This window comes from Synechococcus sp. MIT S9503 (assembly GCF_047304175.1).
In the GTDB taxonomy this organism is placed as follows: Bacteria; Cyanobacteriota; Cyanobacteriia; order PCC-6307; family Cyanobiaceae; genus Synechococcus_C.
Map to the genome: position 1 here is coordinate 882,687 of NZ_CP138955.1, position 15,287 is coordinate 897,973.

21 protein-coding genes and 1 pseudogene are annotated in these 15,287 nt (G+C 56.3%); 15 read left to right on the forward strand and 7 right to left on the reverse strand.

Annotated features, from left to right (window positions below; all coding sequences use genetic code 11):
- Positions 1 to 234: 234 nt before the first annotated feature.
- Complete coding sequence (locus SIB56_RS04835) at positions 235 to 1,119, forward strand: hypothetical protein (RefSeq protein WP_413325950.1); 885 nt, start codon at positions 235 to 237, stop codon at positions 1,117 to 1,119.
- A gap of 58 nt (positions 1,120 to 1,177) precedes the next feature.
- Here the strand turns inward: SIB56_RS04835 and SIB56_RS04840 are convergent, their stop codons facing one another.
- Together SIB56_RS04840 and SIB56_RS04845 are read right to left on the reverse strand one after the other, a co-directional pair.
- Positions 1,178 to 2,995, reverse strand: a complete 1,818-nt coding sequence (locus SIB56_RS04840; RefSeq protein WP_413325952.1) for a recombinase family protein — start codon at positions 2,993 to 2,995, stop codon at positions 1,178 to 1,180.
- The gene (locus SIB56_RS04845; RefSeq protein WP_413325955.1) at positions 2,929 to 3,324 is read right to left on the reverse strand and encodes a YraN family protein; all 396 of its coding nucleotides are present in this window, start codon (positions 3,322 to 3,324) and stop codon (positions 2,929 to 2,931) included. Before SIB56_RS04845 ends, SIB56_RS04840 begins: the two co-directional genes overlap by 67 nt.
- Before the next feature lie 85 nt (positions 3,325 to 3,409).
- Here SIB56_RS04845 and SIB56_RS04850 point away from each other — a divergent pair, with 85 nt between their 5' ends.
- The 3 genes from SIB56_RS04850 to SIB56_RS04860 are packed head-to-tail and all read left to right on the forward strand — an operon-like array spanning position 3,410 to position 4,790.
- Positions 3,410 to 3,889, forward strand: coding sequence for a pentapeptide repeat-containing protein (locus SIB56_RS04850; RefSeq protein ID WP_413327133.1), 480 nt, complete (start codon positions 3,410 to 3,412; stop codon positions 3,887 to 3,889).
- Positions 3,886 to 4,344: a hypothetical protein gene (locus SIB56_RS04855; protein ID WP_413325958.1), complete on the forward strand. Its 459-nt coding sequence runs from the start codon at positions 3,886 to 3,888 to the stop codon at positions 4,342 to 4,344. The genes SIB56_RS04850 and SIB56_RS04855 overlap by 4 nt, the downstream gene beginning before the upstream one ends.
- A gap of 11 nt (positions 4,345 to 4,355) precedes the next feature.
- Positions 4,356 to 4,790, forward strand: a complete 435-nt coding sequence (locus SIB56_RS04860; protein WP_413325961.1) for a 23S rRNA (pseudouridine(1915)-N(3))-methyltransferase RlmH — start codon at positions 4,356 to 4,358, stop codon at positions 4,788 to 4,790.
- Between the two features lie 20 nt (positions 4,791 to 4,810).
- Here the strand turns inward: SIB56_RS04860 and SIB56_RS04865 are convergent, their stop codons facing one another.
- Positions 4,811 to 5,203, reverse strand: coding sequence for a hypothetical protein (locus tag SIB56_RS04865; protein WP_413325963.1), 393 nt, complete (start codon positions 5,201 to 5,203; stop codon positions 4,811 to 4,813).
- A gap of 62 nt (positions 5,204 to 5,265) precedes the next feature.
- On the opposite strand from SIB56_RS04865, the gene SIB56_RS04870 reads away from it, so the two are divergent.
- The 4 genes from SIB56_RS04870 (at position 5,266) to SIB56_RS04885 (ending at position 8,753) form a co-directional block, all read left to right on the forward strand.
- Positions 5,266 to 6,024, forward strand: a complete 759-nt coding sequence (locus SIB56_RS04870; protein ID WP_413325965.1) for an SGNH/GDSL hydrolase family protein — start codon at positions 5,266 to 5,268, stop codon at positions 6,022 to 6,024.
- A gap of 100 nt (positions 6,025 to 6,124) precedes the next feature.
- Complete coding sequence (locus tag SIB56_RS04875; protein WP_413327136.1) at positions 6,125 to 6,514, forward strand: LexA family protein; 390 nt, start codon at positions 6,125 to 6,127, stop codon at positions 6,512 to 6,514.
- A 5-nt stretch (positions 6,515 to 6,519) separates the two neighbouring features.
- A complete protein-coding gene (locus tag SIB56_RS04880) occupies positions 6,520 to 7,794 on the forward strand; it encodes a Y-family DNA polymerase (protein ID WP_413325967.1) in 1,275 nt (424 codons plus the stop codon).
- A 74-nt stretch (positions 7,795 to 7,868) separates the two neighbouring features.
- Positions 7,869 to 8,753 (forward strand): DUF481 domain-containing protein, encoded by an 885-nt coding sequence (locus SIB56_RS04885; protein ID WP_413325969.1) that lies wholly within the window; start codon positions 7,869 to 7,871, stop codon positions 8,751 to 8,753.
- A gap of 13 nt (positions 8,754 to 8,766) precedes the next feature.
- Here the strand turns inward: SIB56_RS04885 and SIB56_RS04890 are convergent, their stop codons facing one another.
- Positions 8,767 to 9,072, reverse strand: coding sequence for a hypothetical protein (locus SIB56_RS04890; protein WP_413325972.1), 306 nt, complete (start codon positions 9,070 to 9,072; stop codon positions 8,767 to 8,769).
- Between the two features lie 177 nt (positions 9,073 to 9,249).
- The gene (locus tag SIB56_RS04895; RefSeq protein ID WP_413325975.1) at positions 9,250 to 9,432 is read right to left on the reverse strand and encodes a hypothetical protein; all 183 of its coding nucleotides are present in this window, start codon (positions 9,430 to 9,432) and stop codon (positions 9,250 to 9,252) included.
- Positions 9,433 to 9,631: 199 nt separating this feature from the next.
- On the opposite strand from SIB56_RS04895, the gene SIB56_RS04900 reads away from it, so the two are divergent.
- Positions 9,632 to 9,796, forward strand: a complete 165-nt coding sequence (locus SIB56_RS04900; protein WP_413325977.1) for a hypothetical protein — start codon at positions 9,632 to 9,634, stop codon at positions 9,794 to 9,796.
- Positions 9,797 to 10,272: 476 nt separating this feature from the next.
- Positions 10,273 to 10,560, forward strand: a complete 288-nt coding sequence (locus tag SIB56_RS04905) for a hypothetical protein (RefSeq protein WP_413325979.1) — start codon at positions 10,273 to 10,275, stop codon at positions 10,558 to 10,560.
- A gap of 25 nt (positions 10,561 to 10,585) precedes the next feature.
- Here the strand turns inward: SIB56_RS04905 and SIB56_RS04910 are convergent, their stop codons facing one another.
- Complete coding sequence (locus SIB56_RS04910; protein ID WP_413325982.1) at positions 10,586 to 10,903, reverse strand: hypothetical protein; 318 nt, start codon at positions 10,901 to 10,903, stop codon at positions 10,586 to 10,588.
- Positions 10,904 to 11,333: 430 nt separating this feature from the next.
- On the opposite strand from SIB56_RS04910, the gene SIB56_RS04915 reads away from it, so the two are divergent.
- Both SIB56_RS04915 and SIB56_RS04920 read left to right on the forward strand, forming a co-directional pair.
- Entirely contained in the window at positions 11,334 to 11,456 is a 123-nt protein-coding gene (locus SIB56_RS04915) for a hypothetical protein (RefSeq protein WP_413325984.1), read from the forward strand.
- Between the two features lie 148 nt (positions 11,457 to 11,604).
- Complete coding sequence (locus SIB56_RS04920) at positions 11,605 to 11,817, forward strand: hypothetical protein (protein ID WP_413325986.1); 213 nt, start codon at positions 11,605 to 11,607, stop codon at positions 11,815 to 11,817.
- A gap of 36 nt (positions 11,818 to 11,853) precedes the next feature.
- On the opposite strand, the gene SIB56_RS04925 is transcribed toward SIB56_RS04920, so the two are convergent.
- The gene (locus tag SIB56_RS04925) at positions 11,854 to 12,249 is read right to left on the reverse strand and encodes a thermonuclease family protein (RefSeq protein ID WP_413325988.1); all 396 of its coding nucleotides are present in this window, start codon (positions 12,247 to 12,249) and stop codon (positions 11,854 to 11,856) included.
- Between the two features lie 727 nt (positions 12,250 to 12,976).
- Between SIB56_RS04925 and SIB56_RS04930 the strand changes: the two are divergent.
- The 3 genes and pseudogenes from SIB56_RS04930 to SIB56_RS04940 all read left to right on the forward strand — a co-directional run.
- Positions 12,977 to 13,156 (forward strand): annotated as a pseudogene (locus SIB56_RS04930) (DUF1651 domain-containing protein); the annotation flags it as partial.
- Between the two features lie 244 nt (positions 13,157 to 13,400).
- Complete coding sequence (locus SIB56_RS04935; RefSeq protein WP_413325990.1) at positions 13,401 to 13,742, forward strand: hypothetical protein; 342 nt, start codon at positions 13,401 to 13,403, stop codon at positions 13,740 to 13,742.
- Between the two features lie 187 nt (positions 13,743 to 13,929).
- On the forward strand, positions 13,930 to 14,289 hold the full coding sequence (locus tag SIB56_RS04940) for a hypothetical protein (protein ID WP_413325992.1): 360 nt from the start codon (positions 13,930 to 13,932) through the stop codon (positions 14,287 to 14,289).
- Positions 14,290 to 15,287 lie beyond the last annotated feature (998 nt).

Genomic DNA, 15,287 nt, shown 5'->3' on the forward strand with positions numbered 1-15,287 from the left:
TGTATCTAAATGCCCTACTTTGTCATTTGTGGGTCTAGTCCCACACAAATCAAACCGAAATCAAACCGCTGAGAACGCCCTTGGGGGCTGATCCGGCACCGCAACTTGACAACTGAATCCAGCGGCGCAACTGCGAAAACCACCTTTTGGAGTTAAGCAACTATGCGCCGAACTAAAGCCGAAATTGACAGCGTCAAAGCTGCGATCTACGAACTGTGCGAGAGATACGCACCCATGACCGTCCGCCAGCTGTTTTATCAGTTGGTTTCTCTGTTCATCATTCAAAAGACTGAACAGGAATACAAGAGCACGGTTTGCAGGCTCACAAAGGAAATGCGGCTAAACGGTGAACTGCCTTGGAACTGGCTGGCAGACAACACCCGTTGGATGCACAAGCCCAGAACCTATGGCGGCATCGATGACCTGTTGGCGTCCTCTCAGAGGGCATACCGCCGCGCTTTGTGGGACCCGTCCACCAACCCTGATTACTGCGAGGTCTGGATCGAGAAAGATGCCCTAACAGGCGTTTTCTATGACGTGACCAAGGAATATGACGTGCCTTTGATGCCCTGCAAGGGGTATCCATCCCTGAGCTTCATCAGGGAGGCGGCAGAGACCCTTACGCGTCAGATTCACAGCCGATACAGACAAGCGGAAAACGGGATCATCACCGATGCCAACGCGCCATCAGCCAATGTCTATTACTTCGGGGATTTCGATCCCAGCGGAGTGGACATCAGCCGCAGCACTGAAGCCCGCCTGCGTGAGTTCATCCTTGAACTTTCAGGGGGCGATGACTTCCTGCAGCGGTATTTCCACTTCCACCGCGTTGCGGTGAACCATGACCAGATCGAAGCCATGGGGCTGCCGACCCGTCCGACCAAAAAATCAGACAGTCGCAGCGCCAAGTTCGGTCACAACGTCAGCGTTGAGGTTGATGCCATCAACCCCGACACCCTGCGTCAGATGACCAGGGACTGCATCACTGCTCACATTGATGAGCACCAGCTTCAGATCATTCGGGACACCGAGGCATCTGAGCGACAACTGCTGGAGCAGGTCAGCAATTTCACCAACCTGCACGGCACCGCCGCTCTCAGTGAGCGACTGGCTGTCTGACCCCTTGTGGGTCTAGTCCAATAAGCCGCTGGATTCAGGAGTCACCCAATCCGCCCCGCTAAGGCTGCGGGACCGTATCCACCAGGAATGGACCGTCTGCCAGCTCTTTGCCTCGCGATCTCAGGATCTCCGCAAAAGCTGCACCCACGTCCAAGATCTCAACGTCCTGATCCGCTGCCATCCGCTGCAACGCATCAAGGATCTGATCATCAACCTCAACCTTGAATCGCTTGGATTCGACCATCACCAGGCGCAGTGCCTCTCGGTCGATGTGTTCGTTCATCGGTTGCCAATCAACCTCCCCATCGCCAACCGCAATTCCGACGCGCTTCGCTTGGTTATCGAGCGTGACCCGAACATCAGCCTTACGCAGGCAATGATTCAGCTCCATCCGTTGCTCTGCGGTGTCCGTCCCCTCAGCAAAGGCTGTGAACAACGCAGAAATGGCTTGGTCGAAGGATGCGGTGTCGATGTCCCGGCGTAGGGCATTGAGCCTCTGCTGAGCCGTTGCCAAGGCTTTGGCGGCTGATTCCATATCTGCCCGTGCCTCAGCGACGGCTTCCTTGAACAAAGGATCAAGCTGCCCCTGCTTCAAAGCGTCTTTGAACATGCGTTCGGCATTAGCCAGCTGACCTTCTGCCAATGACTGCTTTCCCTGCAGATCGGTGACTGCTGATTGCTCTGCACGGATCTGCGCTTCCTTGCCGGTATTGGCAGCAAGCAACCGCTGCAGCAACCCCGCTTGCAATCGACTGAGGATGTGCGCATTCAGCCTCTCCAGCCGGTAGCCAATCCCACGGCAGCCATCGCGGTGATCACACCGGTGGCGGCACTTGGCATATCGCAGCCATTTGCGCGATCCGAGCTTCCTGCCGCTGCTCGTGGCAGTAGTGCCGACCCTTGCTCCACAGCAGCAAAAGGTCAGACCCTGCGAAACCATCTGGAAATCGGTTTGCTTGCCGAGGCGCTGCTTTGGTTTATGCCTCTCTGCCATGGCGGCATGAACAGCAGCAAACTTTTCAGTCGTGATGGCTGCAGGCAGGACATCTTCAAAAACCATCTCTCGCTCTGCTCTCTCCCCACGACGGGCACGACGTTCAGCACTGAGAGTTCGCTGCCAATTGAGCCGAACCGCGCCCCTTGTCCTTGGGTCATCAATGACGGCTTTGACCGCTGATCGTGTCCATGTCGGCTTGCCAGAAATCGTTGGGTAGCTCTCTTGATTAAGACGCCCGGCGATGGTGACGGGTCCATCGAGCAGGGCCATTTCAAAGATGCGCCGCACTGCGTCGGCTTTCTCAGGAATCAAGCGAACGCGATCACTGTTGAGTTCGCACCACTGCGGAACAAAGACCTCACCACGTGGCAGCCGTCCAGCCTCAAGCTCTGCGATTGCTTGATCCCAAGTTGCAGTGATCCGGCGAGAAAGGCGTTTGCTGTATTCGTGCGCAGCTTGAGCTTTCAAAGCCAGCATTACGAGTTTGGTGCCGTCCTCGCGCAAGGTGGCGCGGCTGTACTCCGCACCGTCCTCAAGGCTGATCAAGGTCACATCTGCCCGGACCAGGGCAAGCAGCACGTCCTGAAGCCCGTCTAGGGGCTCCTGACGGCTTAAACGGTCGATTGCTTCGACAAGCAGCGTTGGCTGATTGCCAAGTGCTCCCTCTTGAGCGAGGGAAAGGAACTGCCCGAGAGCACCCTTCAGGTGATCACCGTGGAAGGCGCTGCGTCCCTCGTCTGCCAGGGACAATTCGGTGTCGAGTTCAACCCCTTTTGCTGCGCACCAAGTTTCAGCGTCTCCGGCTTGGCGCTCTAGCCCTTTGCCGTCATTGGCCTGGCGGGAGGAAGAGACCCGCTCGTAGCTGAAAAATCGCCCCATGAGCAGGAAGTTAGTGCCTGCAATGGGTTGGCGGCAAGTCTTTGTGCGCTAGTGTGCCAGCAGGCAAGGGCTCGGGCCAGTCGCCGGCGCTTGACGGCGTCAAACGCCCTCACACCCCAGCCATCAAACCCGCAATGCGCTCTGGCTTTGACTTCCACCATCAGCAGACGTGGTGCTGGGCGATCCGGTTTGATCATCATCAGATCGATTTCCCCATAGCGGCAGGTCCAACGCGCATCAAGGCAATGCCAGCCACGGCTGTTCAGCAGAGCCAGAGCCCGCTGTTCCGCCCAGAGACCGGGATCGCTCTTCGCATCAACAGCGCGCACGCACACTCGCCGCAGGATTCGCAGAGCGTTCCCCCTGAGCCAGCGATCGAGCGCCTTAGGCTTGACGGATGCTTCTCAACCGGTGATGCAACGACATCTGCTGGCCTTTCTTCTTGCCCTTGCTCTGTTGATCGGTGTGCCGTCGCAGCCGGTGCAGGCGGCAATGGATTACGCCAAACAGGTGCTGATCGGTTCTGATTTCTCCAACCGGGAGATGCAGGGCGTGACCTTCAACCTCACCAACCTGCGTGAAGCGGATCTGTCCGGGAGCGATCTGCAGGGCGCCAGCCTTTATGGAGCCAAGCTTCAGGACGCCAACCTCTCCGGGGCGAACCTGCGTGAGGCAACGCTTGATTCAGCGGTGCTTGATGGCACCAATCTCACCAATGCCGTGCTTGAGGACGCTTTCGCCTTCAACACAAGGTTCATCGATGTGACCATCACCGGTGCCGATTTCACCAACGTGCCGTTCCGGGGTGATGCCCTGAAAACCCTCTGCGCAGCAGCCGAAGGCACGAATCCGGTCACCGGACGTCAGACACGCGACACTCTCGGCTGCTCATGAGCTTCGATCCGCGCAGTCTCGAACGACTGAAGCAACTTGGACGCGAACTTCCGCAGGCACTCCCGACACCTGAAAACGAAACCAAGCGCTCCGCGAAGATCAATCGCCCCCTCCACAGGGTGGAGACCGAACAGAACCCCAAAGCACTGTTTCATGAACTGATGCAGGTCAGTGAAGACGGCACCGTTCCTGAGCATCTGATGGCGAGACTGCGCGATGCGGAGCAACGGGAGGAGAACGAACGACGCCTGACACGCAATGCTCAAGCTCAGTCTTCAACAGCTGAGGATTCAGCTGAAGCGAAATCAGCGAACTCTTCAAGGCTGCGTTCTAAGGGCAAGGGCAGGAACACCCGCCCCCAGCGGCGTGCCGTTGTTCCCGGCAGCGAGGAAGACAGTCTTTATGTGGCTTTCGGGCAGATGTTTCTTGAGGAACAAGACGACCTGACGGAGTGAATCCGCGTGCCATGAACATCTCCCGATGCCGCATCATCGCGGTCGGCAAAGTGCGCAAGCGATGGGTTCAGGAGGGTGTGGAGCTCTATCTCAAACGTCTGCCGGGCCTCGGGATCACCGAACTGCGTGACAGTACCCGTGACAAGGAGGCCGAGGCGATTCGCCAGGCTCTGCGCCCTGATGAGCTTCCCGTGATGCTGATGGAACAGGGGGTTGCCCTGAGCTCGATCGATTTTGCTGAACGCCTGCAAGACCTCGGCTCTGAACGACTGGCGTTCGTGATCGGTGGCGCCGATGGCCTCAGCGATGCGCTCAAGACCTCGGCGCGCTGGCAACTGAGCCTTTCACCCCTGACCTTTCCCCATGAGCTGGCTCGCCTGCTGCTGCTGGAACAGCTCTACAGAGCCAGATCAATCCTGCAGGGCAGTCCTTATCACCGAGCCTGAAAACAGCTTCAGACGACGAATCAGGCGGACCAGGCGGTGAGACTGATCGGCTCGAACTTGGCGATGCTCATCGTCCAGGCTCGCCCGCAAATGGCTTGAAGACCCTTCTGGAAAGCCCTGATGTCGCCGCTGTTGAGCCAGTCGGCCTTGAGCCTCGGCAGATCCTCAGGCAGACACTCCATCGGCAACTCCACCAGCAGCAGGCTTTCCACGCCGCTCGCACGCTTCAGGGCGCCGTCATCACTGCGCTGCCACAGCCGCAGCAGCAGCTCAAGAGCCAGGACATGGGCCACCTGAGTGGGCTGTTCCGCAGCGGCTTCTTCAGCCTTCAGGGAACGCCCGGCGAGCGGCAGAGCTCTGCGGCCCTCCTGCTCGATCAGGGCGAGGGCAACGAGATAAGGAGCAGCAGCCATCACGACAATCTCAGTGTGCGCATCCTCCACGGTCAAGGTCGCCGTGGCGCCGAATCCGGATCATGGCTGAACTGAATCTATGCCCCCACCTGCCATCGATGACAGCACCGGCCCATGAGCCGAGGACCATCCTCTGCTTCGGGGATTCCAACACCTGGGGATTCAACCCAGACGGCGGTGGGCGACTGCCCCATGACACGCGCTGGCCGAATCAGCTGGAACGCCTACTGAACAGGGACTCGACCGGCCATGCCTGGCGCACGGTGGAGGACGGCCTCAATTCCCGCACCTGGCTGCTCGACGACCCCATCGGGGCAGCCAGATATGGCGCGCAGTACAGCTGCAGCGGCAGATCAAGCCTGATGACATCTCTGCACAGTCACAAACCGATCGACGTGGTGGTCCTGGCGCTGGGCTGCAATGACAGCAAGGACTATCTCAACCTCTCCCCCGAACAGATCACTGATAGCGCCCGCATCCTGATTCACGACATCCGCAGCGCACTCAACTGCGGCCCGCGAGGACGGCCCGAACAGCCTCCAGCCATTGTTCTGATGACACCGCCGCTGATGATCAGCACTCCGCAGTCACTGGCCTGGGGTTACGAGGGGGCCGACAGGAAATCCCAGGCCCTCGGCAGTCGCTACCTGCAGCTGGCCAGAGAGCTTGATGTGCTCGCTTTCGATGTTCAGGCGGTGGCCAGCCCCTCATCACTGGATGGCATCCATTTCGACAGCCAGGCTCAGCCTGCGATCGCTTCAGCACTGGCGGACCTGATCACCCGCAAGCTGGAGCCGGACCGCAGACAGTCACCGCCATAGAACATCTGTACTATCCTGAGGTCTCCGGTCTGTGGAGCCCGTTGCCGTGGAGATCGATCGTTCTTTTCTTCAGCCACCGCAGCCCCTGCGCCCTAAGCGCATGCCGCAGCATCTGCCACTGGCCGGAGAGCGGGTGGCAGCGGGATTCCCCTCCCCGGCGGATGACTATGTGGACGTCGGGATCGACCTCAACGACCAGCTGATCCGCCATCCCACCAGCACCTTTTTTCTGCGTGTCAGCGGCGACTCCATGACCGGCGCCGGCATCCATGACGGCGATCTTCTGGTGGTGGACCGCAGCCTTGACCCACGCCCCGGGCGAGTGGTGGTGGCTGTTCTCGACGGCGGCTTCACCCTCAAGCGCCTTATGCGCCATCAGGGCCGGCTGCGCCTGGAAGCAGCCAATCCCAGCTATCCACCTCTCGATCTGCAGTCCTGCGATGACGCGCAGATCTGGGGGGTGGCCATTCATGTGATTCATTCCCTCTGAACGCCATGGCTCAGGTCACCGCCCTGATCGACGCCAACAACTTCTATGCCTCCTGCGAGCAGAGCCTCGATCCGGCCCTGATCGGCCGCCCCGTGGTGGTGCTCTCCAACAACGACGGCTGCATCGTGGCCCGCAGCGCCGAGGCCCGTGCGCTCGGGATTGCCATGGGAACGCCGTATTTCAAGGCCAGACAGACGCTGGAACGCTGCGGCGTGGTGGTGCGCAGTTCCAACTACGCCCTCTACGCCGACATGAGCCAGCGGCTGATGAGCCTTCTCGAAAGCCAGGTGGAGGAGCTCGAGGTGTATTCGATCGACGAAGCCTTCGCGCGCATCAGCCGTCCGGTGGCGGGGGATCTACTTCCCTGGGGCCGGCGGCTGCGCGCCCTGGCCCGGCGCAATCTGGGGCTGCCGATCGCCATCGGCCTGGGAGCCAGCAAAAGCCAGGCGAAACTGGCAAACCGCCTGGCCAAGGTGGAAGCTCCGCATGCAGGACTGTTCGATCTCGGACACTGCAGCAACCGGGACCGCTGGCTGGAAACGATCGCCATCGAAGATGTCTGGGGAATCGGCCGCAAACTGGCCCAGTGGTGCCGAATGCATGGGGTTTGCAATGCCCGGGAGCTGCGGGACATGGCCAGCGGCCCACTGCGGGCCAAGGCGGGTGTGGTTGGCCTGCGTCTGCAGAGGGAACTGCAGGGTCACGCCTGCCTTCCTCTCGATCTGGCCCCATCCCCGAAGCAGGAAACCTGCGTCAGCAGAAGCTTCAGTCGACCGATCACCTCCCTGACAGAGCTGCGCGAAGCCGTGGCGACCTATGTGGTGCGCGCCTCCGAAAAACTGCGCAAGCAGCGTCAACGAGCCGCCTCACTGAGCGTGTATACCCGCACCAGTCCGTTCGTGCCCGGCTTCTACAGCCGCAGCGCCAGCACACACCTGGACCTCCCCAGCAACGACACACAGACACTTCTGAACGCAGCGCTGCCACTGGTGGAACGGATCTTTCAGCCCCACCGTCAGCTCGCCAAGGCCGGCGTGCTGATGGAGCATCTGCAGGACACGGAACAACTGCAGCACCATCTGCTGGTGCCATGCGGAGAAGCGCAGCTGCAACAGCGGGACGCACTGATGAACACCATCGACAGCCTCAACCGGCGCTACGGACGCGGCACCGTGCAATGGGCCGCCTGCGGCCTGCGTTCCGGCTGGACAATGCGGCGGGAGCGCCTGGGTCGGGCCGCCACCACACGACTGACCGAGGTCCCGGTCGTGCAGGCCTGAACAACAGAGGCTTGGTTTTATGAAAAGATCTGGCCGTTACCGAGGGAAAGGTTGTGTTGCGGCGGATCCAGATCATGGCGGCAGGACTTGTTCTGCTGGGATCACAAGCGGCTGTCGCCGAGCAGGTCACCCTCAAGCTGAGCAACGGCGACACGCTGCACGGAACGCTGATTCCATCGGAAAGCACAGACACAACGACGGTGCTGCAGCACCCGGTTCTGGGACGACTGAGCATCCCGAAAACCGCGCTGATGCCCGAACCGAAACCCAAACCGTGGAAGCTGAGTCTGTCGGGTGGCGTTTCAGGATCCAACACCGACAACGATCTCTCCGCCGGGGGAACAGCGCAGCTTGACACCAGCTACAGCGCAGGTGCCGACAAGGTGTCGTTGAAAGTCATGACCCAATACGAGGTCTCCCGTGACGAGGGGGAGAGCGGCAATACAACAGACACGAATGAGGGCGATGCTGAGCTGCGCTACATCCGCAACCTGAACAGCCGCCTGCACGCTTATGCAGGTGCGCGTTTCAATTACGACACACTGAACTTCTCCGGTACCGATGTTTTTGAAAGCTCAATTGGTCTGGGCTACGACCTGATCAAAAACAAGAAAACACGATTCACAGTGTCACTGGGTCCCTCGATCGAGACGATCTGGGGAGGGGATGGCTGCAACGCAGATCCGGTCTGCGGGCAGACATTCGCAGCATCAACGGCCAGAGCGGAACTGGAGTGGAAACCCAGCTCAGCCGCCAGTCTCACAGTGACCAACACCTATACCGGGGCTTACGTCAACGGAATCTCAACCAACAACATCTTTTCCATCGCGTTGAAGGTCTTTCCCATGAAAAATCAGCGCCTGTTCACATCCCTGAACGGTCAGACGATCTACAACGAGCTGCGTAGTCCGAAAGTGAACAACAGCATCTCGATGCAGGTGGGCGTGAAGCTGGATTGAGGCTGAGCGGACATCATTGAAGTGACTCCGGCCAGATGCTTATGCATTGCGGGTCTCTCGAAAGTGCAGCGGATTTTGCCCGCTCTGTTTCTTCTGGGTCGAGGTAGTGCGCCTTGAGCAGCAGCGTCAGACGCTTCAGAGCCTTCCTTCCCTGATCAGGAGTGATCCATCCCAGTCCGTAGTAGGTGCAAGTGGCATCAAGCCATCCCTTGGCTTCACCCTGCAGTCTGAGCTCGAGATCATCCATGGCTGGAATCGCCAGTGCAGGAGAGATCAGCAGACAGGACAGGAACGCGAAAGCAATGGAGGAACGACGCACTGAACAACAACGCCTAGATTCATGTTGAACCAATCACGGTCGTATCAGCAGGAGGCCCGGACGTGAGATTGCCGATTTGGGGATCTTCGCTCCGAATGCGATCCGCCCCTGTGACTCAATCCCTGCAGCGGTCTGGAAAGGCGTCTTGTCTGCTGGAGAGCTCTAGACCGTGTTGTTTCAGACGGTGAGCTGAAGAGATTGTTCAGCCAGTGCTCTGAAAATTTCCTGTTTCTTGCACTCAAGAAAGTCCTGCTCATTGGGATCGCCGCCGGGCCAGTTACGCAATGCATCGCAGGTTGTTTTGTATTCGAGCCGCAGAGCGCTCAAGTCATACGAGAAGGTGGCGACGGGCTCGTTCATGAGACGGACTTGAAGATTGAGAAATTATTACAAGTCAAACCACTGTCTTGACGTAGCAGCAGCAACAGTATCCATTTTTCTGGTCGGGGAGTGTAAGCCTGCCGATGCTGCTCCGCGAGTTCTTGCTGTGCGGGTATCTCCATCACGGAACCCCACAGGCTTTCGCGATGGTTGTTTCGTTGATCAATCGCTGTTTCCAATGACTGACGAAATCCGCAACTGGGCTGTCATCGCCGCCGCCATGGAGAAGCAAGGCGCCACCGACAGTCAGATGTACCGCCGCGCCAAGGTGATGGCTGAAGGCAAGATCGATCCCATGCCGACAAGTTTCCCTGCTGCGCCTCACAGCATTTCAGTGGCCTGAACACCACAGGCGCAACATCAGTCAAAAAAAGTGGTGAGGGGGCTGCCATGCATGCCCCCTTTTTTGGTGGCGAGATCAACAGCAGCAGAACTGCAAGTCATCAGGACGCACGGATGACCTGAATTCCTGAAAACCACATGTGAACTCTCTCTGAAGCTGGGAAAAGGTGCACTTCGGCATCAACCTGGGTTACACCTAGAGGAACCGCTTTTGGTGCTATGCCGTCGATTGACAAGAACGCAGCGCAACAGAAGAAAACTCAGACTTCGAAGCCGTTAACACTCCTGGCCAGACCGGTTTATCCAGGTTCGCGGGGAACACCCCACGGCAATTCCTGAACAGCGAGAAGCAGGAGGGCTGAAATCAACAGTCCTCCTGCTTCCAGGTGCATGCATAAACCTGAGAACAAGTCGGATCGATGCACCAGGCTTTTCAGGGCTGATGTCATCGATGGGAATCGCGGCCATCCTTAAACCATGAATGGTGTCGGCATGGACGACCAGAGCTCGAAAAAATCGTGGATTCACATCGAGTCGTTCAACGATTCACATTCCTGGAAACAGACCTGGATGCTTCTGGGCGGAACAGTTGTTGTCTTCGCTTTCGCCTTGCTTTATGAACTTGACAAGGACCTGCGCTGCAAGCCTGAACAGGTTGCAAGCAATGCTGTTTTATTGGTAACTGAACAGTCGGCACAAGCACCTGAAGCTCTCACCTGGCAGGACGCAAGCAGAACTCATTCGTTACTGAAAACTGGAGGATGATCTCAAAGGAGATTGATTCCACCGATCAGCGAAGAACCTCCTGGAAAGCTTTTAAGGTCGCCTCCTGAACCTGCGGCGCATATTTCTCGCCGATGCCAAGAGCATCTTCGATCATTTGCAGTTCCACCATCATCAACTGGCGGTAAGAGGGCTGCTGACAGAGCTGGAGGATGTAATCCAGTTGCACTGGAGTGTAATTCTCGGCGTACATCCTGATGTAGTCCTGCTCCACAACTTTCCAGTTGAAAACCTGGTCGATTGCTTGCAACGCTGAAGTCATCAAACGTTGTCGGACTGCTGCCGGTATTTCTTGACCACCGCCCATGTTGAAACCGGTTTTCATCCCCAGATCCCGACCCAGGATGAATCGCTCCTCAACCTTCTGGCAGCGCATCGCATCCTGAATCCGACGATCCTGAGACTGTGCCTGGGATGGATTGACGCCGGCACAGACCATCGATGCCATCAACACAAGGAGAGAAAATCTGCCGAAAAACACCTTGGGCATCGCACAACAGGATCGCTGAATCGAGTCTGATCAACAAGACGGTCCTCCGCATCCGAATCCAGGGACTCGTGGTGCTGCAATGTGTTCAGCGACACGCTGCCTTTGGAAGCTGATTCAGTTCAGCGACAGCAAATGACACGACGCGAGCTTTTGACACAGCTGGCAAGCGATCAACACCCTTAAGGTTTGCTCCATATTCGAGCAAATCATTCCGTTGCTGACGCCAAATTCACCGCTTGGGCCCAGACAGACATCAATTGATCCGGTGATTCTCTACACCGAACGCCTGAATGGACGCATGGCCATGCTGGGACTGGCCATCGGAATCACCGTTGAAGCCTTTACCGGCAAGGGAATTCTCGGACAGGTGTTCGGTATGTTCAGTTGACCGAGGGATCTCAGCAATAGACAACACCTTCCTGACACATCATCTGAGCAGGATCAACCAGAGGTAAATCATTCAAGACCTGCTGAGTTGAAGTTCCGATGACCTTCAGTGAGCGATCAGCTAAGACTGAATCATCGGTAATAACCACATGACCGAACTCTGGAATCGTTCATCTGTTGCCGGACATACGAACATCTGGATTCATGTCTCCGAATGGCTGGAAATGGTCTTGATGCAGATGCTGCTGAGCCTGACATTATGGCCATTGATATTGATGTATAAGCGGCCAAAACCTGATGAATCATGGCCTGCCTGGCAGGCCAATCAAAGACTTTGTCGGATCGACCGCCGCTATTGCTGAATGGCAAACACTGCTTGATCGGCGGAATTGGTGGCATCAGCGAGTCCAGGGACACTGGCTGGCGTACTTCCAATAGATCTCTGCGTGGCGACTGGCGACCATCGCCTGCTGCACGTTCATCCCATTCACGAATAGTTCGCCGACGGTTCTGCCATAACGATCCGTGGTGATTCTGCGAAAACCGACAGACCTTCCGACCACCAACTCCCGAAGGTAATCCCGAGCAGCTCTGGCCCGTCCCGGCTGAGCCCCCTTGCCTTTCAGTTCTGACGTATCGATGCAGGCCAGCCTGATCCGTTCACCGTCAGTGGTTCGGCAGGTGTCACCGTCGTAGCAGCTGCGGATGGTGACGGTCTCCAGGACCGCAGCAGGCGGCGCCAGGCCAAGCAGCAGCAGCAGCAGCAGCAGCAGCAGCGCAGCTGATCTGGTCACAGCACGTCGAAGTTCATCGCTCCTGACATTCGTCTGAACTTGGGCACGCCGTCCTAACTATTGGATTTTTTGCTCTGGAGAACAATGAGCGATTCGACTGATGCCAAGACCTCGTGACGGGTGGAAAGTAAGTGCACGCAATCGGAGGAGCCCATGACGGTTGATACTCCACCCCAGCAGATCACAGAAGCAGACTGACTTCTGGCCCCTGCTCCAACAGTCTCAACAATGACCTGGGTTAGTCCTTTGGTAGGCAGACCTTGTGCGCCACGCCAATCGCCGCTCCGTTTGCACCGCCCTAGGTGCCCTAGGAGAAAACAACCCGACACCTAGAGCAAATGGCCCCAGGGCGCCTCTAGCCAGACGCTTCGACCCCTTCCCTTCTCTACTAGCGATGGGTTGAACAATGCACAAACGAGCGAGTTAGGCCGTCTTTCCACCGGGAAGGGCGGCCTTCCTTTATTTGGGAAATTGCATTTACAGTAAATCCTTCAGACCCCAGTTACAGCAGTGGGTTCAGGGAGCAGTTCTTGTTGTTGATGTTAACAACTGAAAAGGGTGTCCCTGAGGTTTCCCTAAGGAAGACAGGGGGGTGATTTCAGGAGCCTGAGATTACAAGACTCCTGACGAAGGACCCTGGAGCCCCTAAACTCAGCAGTACTGATGTACTGCTTTCATGAATGGATGGCTTAAGGATCTCAAGGGCTACTAGCTTGTTCGGTTCCACAGGGATCACAACAGCACCTGGGTCAAAGACCAGAGGGTGTTCGTTGATCACGGGAGACCGATGCCTGATGGTCAGCCTGCTCTGTTGAAGACACGAAGAGATATGAGATACGAGGACGCGGTTGCCTTGTGGTTTCAGCTCAAAGGCTTTGGTTGGACTGTTGCTGAGGCTGCTTGGTAGTTCCGCTTAGTGTGCGATGTCACAACGGAACTCATTAATGGCGTACAAGCTCATCAGCACTGAGTTCCCTGATCAGAACCAAACCTTCATCGACAGTCTTGAGTCAGCCCTATGGGCCGTCCAGAAAATCCAAGGCTCACCCGAAACGATCAATGATCTGATCAAAGAGATTGAAAAGGCAAAAGCATTGGTCCCCTCAGATTGACTTCAAGTACAACCTCGATACCAAAAAGCAAGGAAAGCGATGAAGACCAACGTGCTTCTGGCATTGATGGCATTCGGATGTTTGCCAGTAATGGCAGAGGACAGGAGCGCATCGTGGCCTTTAGAGATTGAGGGGCCAGCAGTACACAAGTGCCTTAAAACAGTCGAATTATCCCCTTATCCAATGACCATCTGGTGGGTGTGGGGATTAGGAGAGAATGACGCTGACGGAAATGAAAGCATCGATTCAGTTAGACCTCCTGCAAAGTTCGAATTGGTAGAGGATCTGGGTGAGTACGAAGAAAAGCACGTGCTTGCAGCGAGTAGAAAGAAAATCACTGTCACTTATCACGAATACGAAGGTCTTTGCACTTTCAACTAGGGACGCATTAGATCAGATCTAAAAAGTGGCGTCATGTAAGCCAGAGGAGTAGAGCCAACCCCTAAACATCGCTCCTCCCAGATTGACCTGCAACAGCTCTAATCCTCTATCTACGACACAGCTGCACAATCGAATCAAGGCCTACCTGAGGGGCACAAAGACGCCTTAGATAGGATGATCTAGGGCCATGAAGGCAGCAGAAGTGTTCGCCTGCGCCAGCATTTTTTCGGCCTACAGTCGGTTGATGAAAAACCATTCGATGAAGACCCTTATCTTGTTGGGAAGTCTTTTGCTAGCGACATCCGCTCCTGCCAAGGCTGATAGCCAGAAAGATCAAGGGATGTTTTGGTTTGCATACAATGTTGGAGCGGGAACCGCTCTTTGTATGGCAGCCGAAGCAGGGAGAGTTTCCAAAGGCTATCCAGCGGAGTACATGCAAGCCTCTTATGTGGAAGCAGAAGCAGACCCAGATTTAATCCCATTCAAACAATATTTTCTCAAGGCCTCTCAGGAGTTAAAGAAGCTTTGGCCCCAGTGCTACGAATAAGTCCTTCGGTCCTATTAATAGAGAGAGACCGTCCCTTTGTTGTAACTACCTTCTGAACATTACAATTATCAAGGAGCCAATACTCAATGCGATCACTCCATAGAGCCAGATGCTCCTGCTGTATTTGCTGTTGATGTTATAAACCCAGTTTGGAACACCATCAGTTGTGAAGATGATGGTGAGTCCCAAGATGGTGACAAGGGGAATCCCTAAAGCAATGACTAGATCCATTTCAACTACCAATCATCATCAAGTGAAGGCTGATCTACCTCAGGCTCTGGCTCTGGTTCTAGCTCTGGCTCAGATGGTTCGATCTTGTTCAGAACGAATGAGTTAGACGTTGGATTAAAAATGATCTGGAGGTCGTCCCCTGGCTTGAGGTGTGCAGCTTTCACGCGAGTGGGTGACAAGACAACAGTTCCTGTAGACATTACATTGACAATGTCTCCCATCGCAGAGCCTCTTGCTCCACCTGGGAAGTCAAAGCCAACTGCTTTCAATAGTTCCCTTGTGAAGGGTGTGAGGAGCTGGAATCTCGGTGAGGAGAACCAACTAACCAAGGTTTTAGCCCTTACTTGTGTCGTTCCACCAACTGGTTCACAAAGAACTGGCACTGTGCCAATCAGCTAGCTACTGTTTCCTTGTGAGGAGAAAAGCTCACGGGGTGGAAACAAGGACACACTCCCGCTGAGTTTTCAAAACTCCTGCCTTTGGCGGGGGTTTCTTTTTGTCTGACTTCGGAGCCGCTGATCGATTTGCTTCGCCAGAAAATCAAAAGCGTCGTCGATCAATTGCTGGGAGTCAGTCAGCTCTGGATGGAGTCGTGAAGAGACATTCAGGGTGTTGACCCGCAGGCGGTTAGTGGCATCACCGTCTTCTTCAGGCACCAGGCCGAGGAGATGCCGTGCCTCCTCGATGGTCTTGATCTGTTGGGGAGACGGAACCCAGCCCGCCTATTTTGGATTGGTACTGAATGGTTTGGTCATTCCACCATTGGC